The sequence below is a fragment of the Pseudonocardia sp. MH-G8 genome, from assembly GCF_002262885.1.
GTDB lineage: Bacteria > Actinomycetota > Actinomycetes > Mycobacteriales > Pseudonocardiaceae > Pseudonocardia.
The window spans coordinates 74,059-90,526 of the sequence record NZ_NKYF01000026.1 but is presented as its reverse complement, the minus strand read 5'-3'; the positions used below and the strand labels follow the sequence as shown (position 1 = coordinate 90,526).

The 16,468-nt window shown below is 72.1% G+C and carries 14 protein-coding genes and 1 pseudogene; 7 read left to right on the top strand and 8 right to left on the bottom strand.

From position 1 onward, the window contains the following. Nucleotides 1-84 precede the first annotated feature (84 nt). Entirely contained in the window at nt 85-1,674 is a 1,590-nt protein-coding gene (locus tag CFP66_RS37085) for an NAD(P)/FAD-dependent oxidoreductase (RefSeq protein ID WP_094930026.1), read from the top strand. Between the two features lie 15 nt (nt 1,675-1,689). On the opposite strand, the pseudogene CFP66_RS49485 reads toward CFP66_RS37085, so the two are convergent. Then, a pseudogene (locus CFP66_RS49485) lies at nt 1,690-1,776 on the bottom strand (sulfurtransferase FdhD); the annotation flags it as partial. A gap of 134 nt (nt 1,777-1,910) precedes the next feature. Here CFP66_RS49485 and CFP66_RS37080 point away from each other — a divergent pair. Next, nucleotides 1,911-2,390: a phage holin family protein gene (locus CFP66_RS37080; protein WP_094930025.1), complete on the top strand. Its 480-nt coding sequence runs from the start codon at nt 1,911-1,913 to the stop codon at nt 2,388-2,390. 263 nt (nt 2,391-2,653) lie between these two features. Here the strand turns inward: CFP66_RS37080 and CFP66_RS37075 are convergent, their stop codons facing one another. Then, entirely contained in the window at nt 2,654-3,118 is a 465-nt protein-coding gene (locus CFP66_RS37075; protein ID WP_094930024.1) for a PPC domain-containing DNA-binding protein, read from the bottom strand. Between the two features lie 27 nt (nt 3,119-3,145). Beyond that, on the bottom strand, nt 3,146-4,939 hold the full coding sequence (locus tag CFP66_RS37070; RefSeq protein ID WP_094930082.1) for a thiamine pyrophosphate-requiring protein: 1,794 nt from the start codon (nt 4,937-4,939) through the stop codon (nt 3,146-3,148). Nucleotides 4,940-5,144: 205 nt separating this feature from the next. Between CFP66_RS37070 and CFP66_RS37065 the strand changes: the two genes are divergently transcribed. Together CFP66_RS37065 and CFP66_RS37060 are read left to right on the top strand one after the other, a co-directional pair. Next, nucleotides 5,145-8,249, top strand: a complete 3,105-nt coding sequence (locus tag CFP66_RS37065; RefSeq protein WP_233160024.1) for an FAD-binding and (Fe-S)-binding domain-containing protein — start codon at nt 5,145-5,147, stop codon at nt 8,247-8,249. Further along, the gene (locus tag CFP66_RS37060; RefSeq protein WP_094930022.1) at nt 8,246-9,364 is read left to right on the top strand and encodes an enolase C-terminal domain-like protein; all 1,119 of its coding nucleotides are present in this window, start codon (nt 8,246-8,248) and stop codon (nt 9,362-9,364) included. Before CFP66_RS37065 ends, CFP66_RS37060 begins: the two co-directional genes overlap by 4 nt. Before the next feature lie 16 nt (nt 9,365-9,380). Here CFP66_RS37060 and CFP66_RS48730 read toward each other — a convergent pair whose 3' ends face one another. Then, nucleotides 9,381-9,854, bottom strand: coding sequence for a cation:proton antiporter (locus CFP66_RS48730; protein ID WP_198961924.1), 474 nt, complete (start codon nt 9,852-9,854; stop codon nt 9,381-9,383). Here CFP66_RS48730 and CFP66_RS48725 point away from each other — a divergent pair. Next, nucleotides 9,774-10,475 carry a sorbosone dehydrogenase family protein gene (locus CFP66_RS48725; protein WP_255413922.1) on the top strand — a complete coding sequence of 234 codons (702 nt, stop codon included), beginning with the start codon at nt 9,774-9,776 and terminating at the stop codon, nt 10,473-10,475. The genes CFP66_RS48730 and CFP66_RS48725 overlap by 81 nt on opposite strands. Before the next feature lie 242 nt (nt 10,476-10,717). Here CFP66_RS48725 and CFP66_RS37045 read toward each other — a convergent pair whose 3' ends face one another. Next, on the bottom strand, nt 10,718-10,951 hold the full coding sequence (locus CFP66_RS37045; protein WP_094930019.1) for a hypothetical protein: 234 nt from the start codon (nt 10,949-10,951) through the stop codon (nt 10,718-10,720). Between the two features lie 648 nt (nt 10,952-11,599). Here CFP66_RS37045 and CFP66_RS48210 point away from each other — a divergent pair. Further along, on the top strand, nt 11,600-11,743 hold the full coding sequence (locus CFP66_RS48210; protein ID WP_158228348.1) for a hypothetical protein: 144 nt from the start codon (nt 11,600-11,602) through the stop codon (nt 11,741-11,743). A 644-nt stretch (nt 11,744-12,387) separates the two neighbouring features. Beyond that, the gene (locus CFP66_RS37035; RefSeq protein ID WP_094930018.1) at nt 12,388-12,603 is read left to right on the top strand and encodes a hypothetical protein; all 216 of its coding nucleotides are present in this window, start codon (nt 12,388-12,390) and stop codon (nt 12,601-12,603) included. A gap of 37 nt (nt 12,604-12,640) precedes the next feature. Here CFP66_RS37035 and tal read toward each other — a convergent pair whose 3' ends face one another. The 3 genes from tal to CFP66_RS37020 form a co-directional block, all read right to left on the bottom strand. Beyond that, entirely contained in the window at nt 12,641-13,744 is a 1,104-nt protein-coding gene (tal, locus tag CFP66_RS37030) for a transaldolase (protein ID WP_198961923.1), read from the bottom strand. A 112-nt stretch (nt 13,745-13,856) separates the two neighbouring features. Continuing rightward, nucleotides 13,857-14,387: an ATP-dependent Clp protease proteolytic subunit gene (locus CFP66_RS37025; protein WP_094930017.1), complete on the bottom strand. Its 531-nt coding sequence runs from the start codon at nt 14,385-14,387 to the stop codon at nt 13,857-13,859. Nucleotides 14,388-14,397: 10 nt separating this feature from the next. Beyond that, nucleotides 14,398-16,269, bottom strand: coding sequence for a transketolase (locus CFP66_RS37020; RefSeq protein WP_094930016.1), 1,872 nt, complete (start codon nt 16,267-16,269; stop codon nt 14,398-14,400). Nucleotides 16,270-16,468 lie beyond the last annotated feature (199 nt).

Sequence of the window (16,468 nt, the reverse complement as noted above, 5' to 3'; positions counted from 1 at the left end):
TGTGCGAGGAGATGTGATCCGCAGAGTCCTGGCCACAGTGGCCGGCACGGCCGCTGTGAACGCCGTGACGCACCTCGGCCGATCGTGACGAGCAGCGCCGCGGACGCCGTCGTCGTCGGCGGAGGGCACCACGGCCTCGTCGCGGCTGCTGTGCTGGCCGATGCCGGCTGGGACGTCTGTCTGCTCGAGGGCGCCGACACGGTCGGGGGCGCGGTCCGGTCCGCCGTGATCCACCCGGGCTTCACCGCCGACCTCTACAGCGCGTTCTACCCGCTCGCGCAGGCCTCCCCGATCCTGCGCGCGCTCGAGCTCGAGCGCCATGGCCTGCGCTGGACCCGGGCGCCGAGTGTGCTCGCCCACCCCCTGCGGCCCGACCATGCAGAGGCGGCCGTTCTGCACACGGACCGGGAACGCACCGCCGCCGGGCTGAGTGCTTCCCATCCGGCTGACGGGCCGGCGTGGCTGGAGCTGTGCCGCCAGTGGGACGACATCGAAGAGCCCCTCCTGCGATCGCTGTTCAGCGCGTTCCCACCCGTGCGCGGCCCGGTGCAGCTGCTGACGCGGATCGGGAGCCGGGCAGCGCTGCGGCTCGCCCGCTTCCTCACCCTCCCCGCGAAGCGGATGGGTGAGGAGCTCTTCAGCGGCGAGGCCGCCCGGCTGCTGCTCGCGGGGAACGCCGTGCACGCCGACGTGCCGATGACGTCTCCGGTCAGCGGCGCGTTCGGCTGGTTGCTCGCCATGCTCGGCCAGCGCTACGGCTTTCCCGTACCGGTCGGCGGCTCCGGTGAGCTGAGCGCCGCCCTTGAGCGGCGCGCCACGGCGGCGGGTGCGCAGATCTGCACCGGTCAACGCGTGGAACGTATCGACGTGCAGGACGGCCGAGCTGTCGCGGTCCGCACCGCGGGTGGCCGCACCGTGTACGCGCGGCGCGCCGTGCTCGCCGACGTCTCGGCGCCCAGCCTCTACGGGGAGCTGCTCCCCGACTCGGCCGTGCCCACACGGGTACGGGCCGACATGGCCCGGTTCGCCTGGGACACACCGATCGTCAAAGTCAACTGGGCCCTCGACGGGCCCGTGCCATGGCGCGCGCAGGACGTGGCCGGAGCCGGCACGGTGCATCTGGGGGCCGGGGAACTCGAGCTGGTGCGGTGGTCTGCCGACCTCGAGTCGCGCCGGCTGCCGGAATCACCGTTCCTGCTCCTCGGCCAGATGACCACGGCCGACGCGAGCCGGTCCCCTGCCGGGACCGAGAGCGCGTGGGCCTACACCCACCTACCCCGCGGGATGGCCGACGACGAGTCGGCGGACGAGCTGGCCCGGCGCGCGGAGCGGGTGCTCGAGGAGTTCGCGCCGGGGTTCGGCGACCGGGTGCTGCACCGCGACGTGCAGCGTCCGTCCGATCTGCAGGCGTCGGACCCTAACCTCGGGCAGGGCGCGGTCAACGGCGGCACCGCCCAGCTGTTCCAGCAGCTCGTCTTCCGCCCCGTCCCTGGACTCGGGCGCCCCGCAACTCCCATCGCGGGCCTGTACCTCGCCAGTGCGGCGGCGCACCCGGGCGGCGGGGTGCACGGGGTATGCGGCTGGCTTGCCGCCAGGTCCGCGCTCCGTGACCACGGCCTTTCGGGCATCGCGCGCCGGCGGCTGCTGAGCGGGGCGATGGCTGCCGTCCGTTGAGTCCGTCCCCACCGGCGGAGCCGACACCGCGGGCATCCCGGCCATCGCAGCCTTCTGCACCAGCTCGAACGAGGTCCACCCGGAGACCAGCAGCACCGCCCCCCGGCACGTGATCGTCGGGCGCCGGGACGCACCGCACCGGCAGGGTGAGCGCGGTGCGATGTGCGGGTTCGTCGACGACTTCGGCGGGGAACCAGGTGGCGTAGGACAGAACACCTGCAAGAAGGGCGATCTCCATGACGACGTCACGCTCGACCACTTCCCCCGGGGCCGACGGGCCGGGCGGCTCCGATGCGTCCAGCAACGAGCTGCTGCGCGCGCTCACGGACGACGTGCGCGCGCTAGTACAGCAGGAGTTGCGCAACGCACAGACGGAGCTGACCGGCAAGGCGCGCGTGGCTGCGAAGGGAGCGGCCATGCTCGGCGGCGCCGCCGTGTTCGGGGCGCTCGCCGCCGGCACGTCCGCTGCCGTTCTGACGCGGATGCTCGAGAAGGTCCTGCCGCCGACGATGGCCGCGGCGTTCGCGACCGCGCTCTACGGCGGCGCCGCCGGCATGCTGGCTGGGGCCGGCGTGGAGGAGCTCCGGCGGGCATTGCCGCTCGTGCCCGAGCAGGCCGTCGACGGGCTGCGCGCCGACGCGCGGGCCGCGACAACGGGCGCGACCTCGACTACCCCGACCCCGGGAACCGGGACCGCCGGCGCGGGCGCCGGGTGACCGCACCGACCGGGTGAGCAGAGCCGGAGCTGCTGTTCCGCAGCGACCGGTCGCGGAGGCGGCTGCGCTGGGCCCTGCTGCGCGCGCCGCCGAGCTGGTCCGGAGCCTCGTCGAAACGGCGGGCGGCAGATCCGGCGCGGGCGACCGCACAGCAGGACGCTCGCGACCAGTCAGCGGGTCCGCGTCCGCCGGGCCCGCACGTGTGCGGGGCCGGGGCTGCAGGAGCCGGGAACCTCCTGCGCGTCACACTCTCGTGAACGACCTCAGCTGACGTCGAGGCGGATGAGCGCGAGGCCCGTCTCCTCGTCGACCCGCTTGCGCAGGTGCGCGGGCGACTCGGTGACCACCACCTCGAGCGTCGGCCAGACGACGGCGCGGCGGACGTGACCGCCGACGGTGGAGCCGTCGCGCAGCCCCAGCACCGCGTGCACGTGCAAAGCCGGCTCGTCCTGCCCCGAACCCGACCGTCCCGGCTGCACAGCGATGTCGCCCAGCATCGACAGCACCTCTGCCTGTTCGGTCACCGGGATGTCCTGGTAGGTCATCTCCTCGCGGTCGAAGTACGCGAGCGTCGCCTCGCGGCACGCGCCCACCGCGGTGAGCCCGGCGCCGGTCACGGCGTTGTCGCGGGCGAACCGCGCGAGCTCCTCGGCGGCATCGTCGCCCTTGTCCATCACCACGACGAACGTGCGCAGCCCGGCCACCTCGTGCAGTAGTCTGCTCCTCATCGGTCCTCCCTGATCGGCGCCGGGCCTTCAGCCCTTGCGTCCGGGCAGCGCTTCCTGCAGCTTGGTCTTGATCCCTTGAGCGACGAGGTGGAACGCGTCCGGGTCACCCTTGAGCACCGCCTGCGCAGCCGATTTGGCCTGCTCGAACGTGGCGTGCGGCGGGATCGGCGGCACCTCGGGGTCGCAGTACACGTCCAGGACCGCCGGCCGGTCGGCGGCCAGCACCCGGTCCCAGGCCGGTCCGAGCTCGTCCGGGGACCTGACGGTGATCGCCTCGAAGCCGAGGCCGCGGGCGAAGTCGGCGTAGGAGACGTCAGGCAGGCTCTGCGACTCCTCGAACTTCGGAGCCCCGCCCATGGCCCGCAGCTCCCAGGTGACCTGGTTGAGGTCGTTGTTGTGCAGCACGCAGATGATGCACCGGCGGTCGGACCAGCGGTCGGCGTAGCGGGCGATCGTCAGCAGCTCGGCCATGCCGTTCATCTGCATCGCGCCATCGCCGGTGATCGCGATCGCCGGCCGGTCCGGGTGGGCGAACTTCGCCCCGATCGCGTACGGCACCGCCGGGCCCATCGTGGCGAGCGTCCCCGACAGCGATCCTCTGATGTCGCCGCGGATCCGCAGATGGCGGGCGTACCAGTTGGCCGCGGACCCCGAGTCCGAGGTGACGATCGCGTGGTGCGGGATACGCTCGGACAGCTCCCACACGATCCGCATCGGGTTCACCGGGTCCGCGTCGACCATCGCCTCGCGCTGCATGGTGTCCCACCAGCCGGTGACGTTCTCCTCGATCGTCTCCCGCCACGCGCGATCGGTCGGCCCGGAGAGGCGCGGCAGCAGCGCCTGCAGCGTCGCCTTCGCGTCGCCGACGAGGTTCACCTCGGTCGGATACCGCATGCCGATCAATGTGCCGTCGATGTCGATCTGCACCGCCCGCGCCTGCCCGAACTCCGGCATGAACTGCGTGTACGGGAAGTTGGATCCGACGATCAGCAGCGTGTCGCAGTCGCGCATCAGCTCGTAGCTGGGGCGGGTGCCGAGCAGACCGATCGACCCGGTGACGAACGGCAGGTCGTCGGGCAGCACATCCTTGCCCAGCAGGGCCTTGGCCACCCCGGCACCCAGCACGTCGGCGACCTGCTCGACCTCGGTGGCGGCCGTGCGGGCGCCCTGGCCGACCAGGATCGCCACCTTCTCCCCCGCGTTGAGCACCTCCGCCGCCCGGGCGATTTCGGCTTCCGCCGGCACCAGCGTCGGCGCCACCAGACCCGGCTCGCTGGAGGGCACCTGCTTGAAGGCGTGCTGCGGAGGCGAATAGGGCTGCGTCTGCAGGTCGCTCGGAATGATGATCGCCGTCGGCGCCCGGCGCGTCATCGCCGTGCGGAACGCGCGGTCGATCGCGTTGGGCAGTTGCTCAGAGACGTTGACCTCGACCAGGTACTCGCTGGCCACGTCCTTGAACAGCGACTGCAGGTCCACCTCCTGCTGGTAGGACCCGCCCATCGCGCTGCGCTCGGTCTGCCCCACGATGGCGACCACCGGAACGTGGTCGAGCTTCGCGTCGTAGAGGCCGTTGAGCAGGTGGATCGCGCCCGGGCCGGACGTCGCCATGCAGACGCCGACCTTCCCGGAGAACTTGGCGTAGCCGACGGCTTCGAACGCCGACATCTCCTCGTGCCGCGACTGGATGAACCGCGGTCGGTCGTCGGCCGCGCCGAACGACGACACGATGCCGTTGATCCCGTCGCCGGGGTAGGCGAAGACCTGTTCGACGCCCCACTCCCGCAACCGCCGCAGGACGTAGTCCCCCACTGAATCGGCCACGCGCACACGCCTCCCGCTGCTCGCAATCATCAACTCGTTCCGCTACCCGGCTACCCCGGACCCGCGGATCGACACCCCTCGCGCCTGACGAAGACCTGACGAGACCGCCGCGTGACGTTGCACGGGGACCGGCCGGGGTATGCCGATCGCGACGACATCCGCGCAGCTCAGCGTGGTTATCCGGATTCGCTCGGAAAGGATGCTGATGACTGTTTCGTCGCCCGCGTCGGAAGCGGCCAGGGACGTCGACGCCCTGGCGGACGCGCTGCGGGAGCGGGTGGACGGCGAGGTCCGGTTCGACGCCGGCAGCCGTGGCACCTACGCCACCGACGCGTCCAACTTCCGGCAGGTGCCGATCGGGGTCGTGGTGCCGCGCACGGTCGAGGCCGCGGTCGAGGCGGTGGCGGTCTGCCACGAGCACCGGGTCGCTGTGCTGTCCCGCGGTGGGGGGACCAGCCTGGGAGGCGAGTGCTGCAACGACGGGGTCGTGATCGACTGGTCGAAGTACTGCGACGCCCTGCTGTCGGTCGACGCCGACGAAAGCACCTGTGTCGTGGAGCCGGGGATCGTGCTCGATGTGCTCAACCGGGAGCTGCAGCCCTACGGATTGGAGTACGGGCCCGAGCCTGCGACCCACTACAACTGCACGATCGGCGGGATGATCGGCAACAACTCGTGCGGCGCGACCGCCCAGCGCACCGGCAAGGTGGTCGACAACCTCGTGCGTCTGGAGGTACTGCTCCACGACGGCACGCGGTTCTGGTGCGGGCGCACCTCCGACGAGGAGTACGCCGAGATCGTCACGGCGGGTGGGCGGCGCGCCGAGGTGTACCGCCGGCTCCGCGAGCTGCGCGACGAGTACCTGGCCCGCATCCGCACCGGCTACCCGCAGATCCCCCGACGGGTCTCCGGCTACAACCTCGACTCGCTGCTGCCCGAAAACGGCTTCGACGTCGCCGCCGCGCTGGTCGGCTCCGAGTCGACGCTCGTCACCGTGTTGCGCGCCGAGCTGCGGCTCGTCCCGGTCGTCGCGCACCGCACGCTGGTCCTGCTCGGCTACCCCTCGATCGACCGGGCGGCCGACGCCGTGCCCGACGTCGTCGCGCACGGGCCGATCGCCTTGGAGGGCCTGGACGACAAGCTCATCGGGTTCGAGCAGCGCAAGCACATGAACCCCGAGGCGCTCGAGTGGTTGCCCGAGGGCGGGGGGTGGCTGCTCGCGCAGTTCGGCGCCGATACCAAGGAGGAGTCCGATGCCGCCGCCCAGCGGCTGGTGGACGCCCTCGGCGACGGCAGTGACGCCCCATCCGCCACGACCTTCTGCGAATCCGAGCGGCAGGCGGAGCTGTGGGCCGTGAGGGAGTCGGGCCTCGGAGCCACCGCGCATGTACCCGGCGAGCCCGAGACGTTCCCCGGGTGGGAGGACTCGGCCGTCGCGCCGGAGCGGCTCGGCGACTACCTGCGGGACCTGGAGGCGCTCTACCGCGAGTTCGGCTACGAGATGGCGAGTGTGTACGGCCACTTCGGGCAGGGATGCGTGCACAGCCGGGTGCCCTTCGACCTCTACGACGCCGAGGGCGTCGCCGCCTACCGGGCCTTCCTCGAGCGCGCCGCCCGGATGATCAAGGACTACGGCGGGAGCCTGTCGGGCGAGCACGGCGACGGCCAGCAGCGCGGCGAGCTGCTCACCACGATGTTCGGCGACGAGCTCGTCACGGCGTTCCGCCGGTTCAAGGTCGCGTTCGACCCGGACGGGCTGATGAACCCGGGCAAGGTCGTCGACCCCTTCCCGCTGGACACGAACCTGCGCCTCGGTGCGGACTGGCACCCCCGGCCCTCGCACGACCTGCACTTCGCGTTCCCGCACGACGAGGGCTCGTTCGTGAAGGCGGCCAACCGCTGCGTCGGCGTGGGCAAGTGCCGCCAGCACTCCCATGAGGGCGGCACGGTCATGTGCCCGTCGTTCCAGGTGCTGCACGAGGAGGAGCACTCCACCCGGGGGCGGGCCCGGCTGCTGTTCGAGATGCTCGACGGCCACGGCGACGGGCCGATCACCGACGGCTGGCGCTCGGATGCCGTGTTCGAAGCCCTGGACCTGTGCCTGGCATGCAAGGGCTGCAAGAAGGACTGCCCGGTCGAGGTCGACATGGCGACCTACAAGGCGGAGTTCCTCTCGCACTACTGGAAGGGCAGGCTGCGGCCGCGTGCGGACTACGCGATGGGTTTCCTGCCCGTGCTCGCGCAGGCCGTGGGCCGGCTGCGGCTGGGTCGGGTGGTCAATGCGCTGACGCAGGCACCGGGGCTCTCCCGGGTGGCGACCTGGGTGGCCGGGGTGGAGCGGCGACGCTCGGTGCCGCTGTTCGCCGAGGAGACGCTGCAGCAGTGGTTCGCGGGCCGGCGCCCCCGCGGCGACGGGCATCGCGGTGAGGTGCTGCTGTGGCCCGACACGTTCACCGCGCACTTCCACCCGCACATCGCCCGGGCCGCCGTCGAGGTGCTCGAGGACGCCGGCTGGCGGGTTCGCATGCCCCGGCAGGCGCTGTGCTGCGGGCTCACCTGGATCTCCACCGGACAGCTGGACGTGGCCCGGCGGGTGCTGCGCCGCACCATCGACGCGCTCGCCGAACACGTGAGGGCGGGCGGCCTGGTCGTCGGGCTGGAACCGAGCTGCACGGCGGTGTTCCGGGCGGACATGGCCGAGCTGTTCCCCGACGACCACGACGCGTTGCGCCTGCGCGACCACACGGTGACCCTCGCCGAGCTGCTGCGCGAGCACACCGACGGTTGGACGCCGCCGCGGCTGGAGCGGGAGGTGCTTGCCCAGGCGCACTGCCACCACCACGCCGTCATGGGTTACGAGACGGACATGGCGCTGCTGCGCGACATGGGTGCCGACGCCGAGCACCTGGAGTCGGGCTGCTGCGGGCTCGCCGGGAACTTCGGGTTCCAGCCCGGGCACTTCGAGGTCAGCCGCGACTGCGCCGAGCAGGTGCTGCTGCCCCGTGTCCGGGACGCCGACAGCCGCTCCGTGGTGCTCGCGGACGGGTTCAGCTGCCGCACGCAGGTGGAGCAGCTGGACAGCGGCGGCAGGGGTGGCGTGCATCTGGCGGAGCTGCTCGCGGCGGCCGGGCGTGATGCACTGGGCGACGGCGGGACCGACCGCGTGACGCCGCCCGAGCACAGCATCGCACCCCGGCCGACGCCCCCGTCGGCCGTGGCGCGGGCCGCCGCCCTGGCCGGCGCCAGCGCGATCGCGGTGGCGGCCGCGTCGGGTGTGGCCGCCGTACTGGCCGGGGCGGCGCGGCGATGACCGAGCCTCAACGAGCAGATCATCAGCCGGCGATCGAGGACGTCGAGGTCGCTGCCTACACGTTCCCGACCGATGCACCCGAGTCGGACGGGACCCTGACCTGGGACTCGACCACGATGGTGCTGGTCCGCCTACAGGCTGGCGGCCGCACGGGGATCGGCTACACCTACGCCGGTGCGGCGGCGGCCGAGGTCGTGTCCGGGTCACTGGCCGACGTCGTCCGCGGCCGGGACGCGACGACCCCGGCCGCGACGTGGGCGGCGATGCACCACGCGGTGCGCAACCTGGGTCGCCCGGGCCTGGTCGCCGACGCGGTCTCGGCCGTGGACCTCGCGGCGTGGGACCTGCACGCCCGACTGCTCGGTGTGCCGCTGTGCACGGCCGTGGGTGCCGTGCACGAGGCGGTGCCGGTGTACGGGAGCGGCGGCTTCACCTCCTACGACGTCGACCGTCTGTGCGCGCAGCTCGCGGGGTGGGCCGACGCCGGGATCGACCAGGTGAAGATGAAGGTCGGGCGCGATCCGCGCGCCGACACCCGACGGGTGCGCGCGGCGCGGGACGCCCTCGGGGTGGGCCCCGCCCTGTTCGTCGACGCCAACGGCGCCTACTCCCGCAAGCAGGCGCTCGCCATGGCCGAGAGCTTCGCCACCTGCGGCGTCGGTTGGTTCGAGGAGCCGGTGAGCTCCGACGACCTCGAGGGCCTGCGGCTGGTGCGCGATCGCGCCCCCGCCGGGATGGACGTGGCTGCCGGCGAGTACGGCTACGACCTGCCCTACTTCCACCGCATGCTCGACGCTCAGGCCGTCGACTGCCTGCAGGCCGACGTCACCCGCTGCGGCGGGATCACCGCACTGGTGCGCGTGGCCGCCCTGTGCGACGCGCGCGGGCTCGACCTGTCGCTGCATTGCGCGCCGCAGGCGAGCGCACACGTGGCGACCGCGCTCTGGCACCTGCGGCACCTCGAGTACTTCCACGACCACGTGCGCATCGAACGCCTGGCATTCGACGGGGTGCTCGAGCCACAGCCGGGAGGTGTGCTCATCCCTGATCGCGACCGCCCGGGCCACGGACTGACCGTCCGGGACGCCGACATCGAGGAGCACCGCGTGCGTTGAACCGCAAGAGTCCTCCTCACTCCCGGTCCGGCTCGTCGCGCTGGCTCGCGGCCGGGGATCCCGCGGCGCGCGGTGTATCGGCGTCGTCGGGAAGCCCGGCAATCGGCTCCACGTCGAACGCACGCGCCACCGGCACATCGGACATGCTGTGGACCACGATCGACACCGCGATCGTCAGCGCCACGAGCTCGAACACCGTCTGGGCAGCCGCGATCCCGGACTGGACGGCGAGCAGCCCGTAGACCACCGACGCGAAACCCTTCGGGCCGAACCACGCCGCCGCGTAGCGCTCGCGCTTCGGCAATCCGGCACGCCACAGCGACACGAGCACCGACGCGGGCCGCACCACGAGCAGCGCGAGCAGCGCGACCGCCCATACGTCTACTTCTCGACCAGCACCGAGAACCGCATCGAGCGCATGCCGTTCGACGGGACGGCGTTCGGGCCGCGCGAGCTCCTCGTCACCGGCATCCCCAGCGCCGTCTACCACGACGGCGGCGCGCTCGAGTTCGGCCCCGACGGGATGCTCTACGCGGGCACCGGCGACGCCACCGACGGCCCGCTCGCGCAGGACCCCGCGTCGCTCGCCGGCAAGATCCTGCGGATGACCCCGGACGGGCGCCCTCCCGGCGACAACCCGTTCCCCGGCTCCCTCGTCTTCAGCCTCGGCCACCGCAATGTGCAGGGGCTCGCCTTCGACTCCCGCGACCGGCTCTGGGCGAGCGAGTACGGCGCGAACGCGTGGGACGAACTCAACCTCGTCCAGCCGGGCGGGAACCACGGCTGGCCCCAGGTTGAGGGCCGAGGCGGCGACGGGGAGTTCGTGCAACCCGCGGCGCAGTGGCCGGTGGAGGAGGCCTCCCCCAGCGGGATCGCGATCGTCGACGACGTCATCCACATGGCGGCCCTGCGCGGCGAGCGGCTCTGGCAGATCCCGATCAGCGGCGAGGGCGTCGGCGAGCCCGTCGCGACGCTCGAGGACGCGCACGGCAGGCTACGCACCCCCGAACCGGCGCCGGACGGCTCGCTGTGGGTCACCACGAGCAACCGGGACGGCCGGGGCGAGCCCGCGGCCGGCGACGATCGGATCCTGCGCGTCGCGCTCTCGTGACCTCCGCCATCAGGACCACCTCCTGCGACGTGTTCCCCGACCAGCCCGACCCGGCCTGGCTCACCGACGCCCACCCGTTCCACCCCCACCGCCACCGGTTCCCTTCGCAATGCGGCCGCGCTGGCGCAGCTCCGGCCCGGCTCGATACCGGGCCGGAACAGCACCCGACAGACGTCGGCGCCCCCGGAAAGCCCCGGGGCGCTGCTGACCGCCCGAGGCGGTACGCCTCGCGTCCTCGTCCGTCAGGCCCTGCCGAGCCGCTGCGCGAGCAGCTGCTTGGCCTGCTCGGCGCCCTTCTTGCTCTCGCTCTGCGCCCGCCGGAAGAACTCGACGAGCTCATTGTCGCCGTCGCGCTCCGCGTCCTGCGCGTAGTCCTCCATGCGCAGCGCATTGCTCAGGCTCGCCTCGGCGAACCAGATCAGGTTGTAGTCCTTGTCCTTGGTGCCGGTGACCTGTCCGGTCTCGGTCGACGCCACGGGATCCCCACCTCCATCACTTCATCGTCGTGATCGCGACGTCCCTCGGCTACCCGGCGAGCGCGCGCGTATCCCCGAGATTCCAGCGCGTTCCGACGGCGCCTCACCACGGCGCTCGGACTCGACGAAGGAGGCGGTGCGGCCGCCTGAGCAGTGCTCACGCTCCGTCCGGCCGCCCCGGGCCGCCGCGCGGGCGGATGCCCTCGTAGCCGATGCAGCGGCGGGGATGGACGCCAGCAGCGCGTCGAGGCGCTCACGGTCGTCGGCCACGCTCGGCTCGTCGAGCGCGCCGCGCAGCAGCATGAGGAACCCGTGGTGCAGAACCGCACTGCAACGCGTGCTCGGCCGCGAAGGCCTCCTGGCGCGGCCGAAGAACCGCGACCACTGCAGCTACCTCATCGGCACCGGCCTCCCCCGTCCCGGGTCGGCGGCAACTCGGTGCTCGCACTACGACCGGGCAATCGGACTCCGCTCCACCGGCGTGACCCTCTATCGGAACCGGCGACCCCCGATCCTCGACTCGTCCACGCGTTTCGGCATGCCTGCCGGGCACCCGACTCCGACCGACCGGATCCTCGCGGGCGACTGCGGCGCCTTGCAGCCGTCGACGCCCGGGTGTGCGAGCGATCTCGCGGGTAGCCGAGTCCCATGTCGAATCCTCAGATCCGTCCGAACCCGAACGACGAGCAGGATGACCCGGCGAACGCGACCGAGGCGCATCTCGCCGGCACCCACGAACCCGCCTTCCCGCAGGTCGATGACGACAGCAGCGAGGACGCCGACGACGAGTAGCCACCGAGCACGCCCGGTAGCCGATTCAGGCGTTCACGTCGGGCTCGCTCACCGGGGCCTCCTCGGCGCCGGGGCGTCGTCTGGCGGATGGGGAGGCTGTGTCGGATCGCGGGCACCGCCCGCTCGAGCACGCCGCTCGGCGCCGGTCTCCCCCGTCGAACCGAGGTCCTCACCTGCGACTCGACCGACGAAAGTGTCGTTCCTGCCGGTTCCCGTGGTGCCGGCGCTGTCGGCGTCGACGGTCCCGCCACCGCCGATCGCGCGGCTGCGTGCGACCTGCGGGTCGATGACGACATCGGACTCGCCCGTCCCCGCCGAGGCGCGCCGGCGTTCGAGCAACTTCCGGATCCGTCCGAGCATCATCCTGCCCTCAAGACGCAGCTGTCGAGTGCGCCTTCACTCACGCACCCACCGGTATCCGATCTCCGGGTACCCGAGCTCACCGCTGCCCATCCCTGAGCCACCGTCGGCATGCCGTGCCGGCCTCGTCGCGCGGTCGCGGCGGAGGCGCTCGCCCTCGCACGGGGCGCGGCGCGCCGTGTCGATCGGGCGTGCGCCGGGTATTCGGGCGGGCAATGCCAACTCGACGTCAGGACCCTCGACAGTGGTGCCCTGAATCGGACCGAGTAGGGGGAGGACGAGAAATGGGCGAACCGGAACGCCCGGATTACGACCGGGACGCTCCGCCGGCCGACGCCGCCATGGATCCCGAGCAGGTGGTGGACCAGCTGGAGGAGCGCGTGCTGGGTCGCCCCCTGAGCAGCCGGCGAGAGGACCAGGAAGAGGGTGACTCGCCCGCGTTCGAGCAGGACCTCGACGAAGGTCCACCCGAGCGAGGGCCCGGAGCGGAGCCGCCGTGACGCCTGCTCGGCGGCAGCGTCCCGGTCCTGCGGTCCCTCATGTGCGGGCCAGTTGGTCACTCTTGTCGCGGACCCCCTCGAGGAGCTGTTGGAAGGAGGCGGCGAACTTGTCCACCCCTTCACGTTCGAGGGTGGCGGTGACATCGTCATAGTCGACGCCCGCAGAGGCGAACCGGTCGAAGGTGCGGTGGGCGTCATCGAGGTCGTTCTCCAGGGTGTCCTCGACATGTCCGTGGTCGAGGAACGCGTCCACGGTGCCGGGCGGCATCGTGGTCACGGTCTGCGGACCGACGAGCTCCTCCACGTACCGCACGTCGCGGTACCCGGGGTCCTTCACCGATGTCGACGCCCACAGGCAGCGCTGCGCGGTACCGCCGGCAGCCGCCAGTCGATCCCACTCGGGCCCGCTGAACAGCTGGCGGTAGGACTGGTAAGCCAGCTTGGCGTTGGCGATCGCCAATGTGCCCTTGAGGTCCTCGGGACCGCCGAGCACGTCGAGTCGCCGGTCCGCCTCGGTGTCGACCCGGGAGACGAAGTACGACGCAACGGAGGCCACTGCAGCCAGGTCTCCCCCGGCGTCCTGCAAGCGGCGCAGCCCGCGGATGTAGGCCTGCGCCGCGGCGCGGTGGCGCTCCAGGGAGAACAGCAGCGTGACGTTGATCGGGATTCCGCGGGAGATGCACTCCTCGATCGCGGGCAGACCGGCCGCCGTGCCCGGGATCTTCACGAAGAGGTTGGGTCGATCGATGAGGCTGTGCAGCCTGGTCGCCTCCTCGATGGTGGCGGCCGTGTCGTCGGCCAGCTGCGGGTCCACCTCGAGAGACACCCACCCGCCGGCGGTGGCCTCCCCGCGGTCGAACACCGGTCTGAGCAAGTCGCACGCCGCCTGGATGTCCCGGCGAGCGAGCGCGAGGAAGATCTCCTTCGCGTCCGACTCGGCACGCAGAACCTCGCGCATCTGCTCGCTGTAGTCGTCGCTGTCCGCGATCGCACCCTGGAAGATGGTCGGGTTCGAGGTCACTCCGGCCAGACCCTGCCCGACCAGGCCGGCGAGCTCGCCGTCGGCGATGAAGGGGCGGGACAGGTAGTCGATCCAAGCGCTCTGACCGTGCTCGGCCAGCTCCTGCAACGGTGTCGGCACAACGACCTCCTTTCCTCCGTCCGCACCTGGCTACCCGGATCGCGCACCGCCCGACCATCCCGGATCCGGGCACCCGGCGAACGGCCGACGGGGCGGGGCACGGGATGCCCGATCAGCTGCCGCCGGTGTCGACCAGTCCGTAGCCGCGGGCCTGATCAGCGTCCAGGAGGCGCCCGTCGCGCATGTCGCGGCTGATGAGGTCGACAGGTCGTCGGCACGCGGCCGCGACGCACTCGTGCAGGCGCTGCAGCTGCCGGGCGTGCTGCCGCGCGTGTGCGGGCAGGTCGGCGACGACGTCGAGCCGGTCCGGCGGCGGATCGCACAGTCGCAGGATGGCGTGCGAACCGACGGCGCGATGATCCGCGACGGCGAGAACGGCGATCGCGGCCCCGGTGAGCGTTCCCACGCAGGTGGCATGCACCGGCGCGCGCATCTGCTCCAGGGTGTCCACCACGGTGAACGCGGCGTCCAGGTCGGCGCTCACGCCCGACAGCCACAGCGTGACCGGCTCGTCACCGATGCCGTCCAGACGCACCAGGGCGGCGGCGATGCGACTGGATGACTCGCGGTCCAGGACACCGGACACCGCCACCCGGCGGTGCTCCAGCATCCGCTCGTTCAGCCACTCCTGATCGGGATGCATCAGCCGCGGATCAGGGCTCCCGTGGCCCGCCCACCGGCTCCGGGACGCGGGAACGTACGAGGTCGCGGGCGGCGGACGCGATGGCCTCGGCGTCGATGCCGGCGGCGTGGAGCAGTTCGGCCGGGGAACCGGAGATCGGCATGTCGGCGACGGCAAGGATGCGGACCGGCGGGCGCCGCGGGCGGTCGGCGAGGGCGCTCAGCACGGCCTCGCCCAGCCCGCCCTCGGGCCGGTGGTCCTCGACGGTGACCAGACCCGCCGTCTGCTCGGCCGCCGCGGCGAGCGCGTCCACGTCGATCGGCTTGACCGAGTAGCAGTCCAGCACCCGGGCCTGGATGCCGTCGGCGTCCAGCATCTCGGCCGCTGTGTCCGCCTCCTCCACGGTGATCCCGCAGGCGACGAGGGTGACGTCGTCCCGGACGCTCGTGCGCACCACGCGGCTGCCGCCGATGAGCACGTCCTCCTCGGGCGGCGTCCGCACAGGCGTCTTCCCGCGGAGCGTGCGCAGGTAGGAGATACCGGACCGGTCGGCCATCTCGAACACCAGCCGGGCGGCCTGGTTGGCGTCGGAGGGGTGCAGCACCGCGCTGCCGTGCACGGCGCGCAGTGCCGCCATGTCCTCCAGCGCCATCTGGGACGGGCCGTCCTCACCGATCGACACCCCGGCGTGCGACCCGCACAGCCGCAGATCCGCGCGGGACACCGCGGCCATCCGGATGAAGTCGTAGGCCCGCGACAGGAACGCCCCGAACGTCGACGCGAACGCGACCCAGCCGCGAGCCTGGAAGCCCACGGCCGCGGCTATCATCTGTTGCTCGGCGATGAACATCTCGAAGTACCGCTCCGGGTGCTCGTGGGCGAACAGCTCCGACGAGGTGGAATTGGACACCTCGCCGTCGAGCGCGACAACGTCGCCGCGGGCGGCGCCGAGTGCGGCCAGCGCCTTCCCGTAGGCCTGCCGGGTCGCGACCTGCTCGCCGAGGTCCCACCGCGGCGGCCCACCATCCTGGTGCGGAGCCGGGCGCGGTTGCGGGCGATCCAGCGGCGTCCGCAGCTGCACCGACAGGCTGCGCGGGCCACCGAGCTCGGCGATCGCGGCGTCCGGGTCCTCGAGCGGCTTGCCGTGCTTGCCCGGCTGGTCCTCCACGGCGGCGACACCGCGGCCCTTGAGCGTGCGGGCCAGCACCACGGTGGGCCGCCCCACGGTGGCCTCGGCCTCGGCGAACGCGCCCTCGACGGCGTCCACGTCGTGGCCGTCCACCGTGATGGCGTGCCAGCCGAACGCACGGGCGCGGGCCGCGTAGCCATCCAGGTCCCAGCCCAGCATCGTCTCGCGGGTCTGTCCCAGGCGGTTGACGTCCACGATGGCGACGAGGTTGTCCAGCTCCGACCACGCGGCGTGCTGGAAGGCCTCCCAGATCGAGCCCTCGGCCATCTCCGAGTCGCCGCACAGGGCCCACACCCGGTACGGAACCCGGTCCAAGCGCTTGCCTGCCAGCGCGAGGCCGACCGCCACCGCGAGCCCCTGCCCGAGCGATCCGGTAGCGACGTCCGTAGGCGGGATGCGCGGGGTCGGGTGGCCTTCCAGGCGGCTGCCGAAACGGCGGAACGTCAGCAGCTCGTCGTCGTCGATCCCGCCGGCGGCCTTCAGCAGCGCGTAGTACAGCGGCGAGGCGTGGCCCTTCGAGAACACGAGATGGTCGTTACGCGGGTCGTCCGGATCGTCGATGTCCCACGCGAGATGTCCGTCGATCAGGACGGCCATCAAATCCGCGGCCGACATCGATGAGGTCGGATGCCCGGACCCGGCCGCGGCGCTGGCCCGGATCGAGTCGATCCGCAACTGCTGGGCGAGTTCCTGGCGGAAGGACGTGCGTGACATCAGGCAGGACCTTTCAGAGATCGGGGGCCGCCTGCTGGGCGTACCCCCTGGTCGCCGGGACGACCCATCCCAGGCAGGTGCGACAGGTCGAACTTGAGGTCCAGCCCGAGATCGAATATCCACTCCCGCAGCTCGGGCGAGTAGGCGAGGTTCCCGGGATGGCGATCACGCCGCAAGGAACCACGCTGGCGCTGACGAC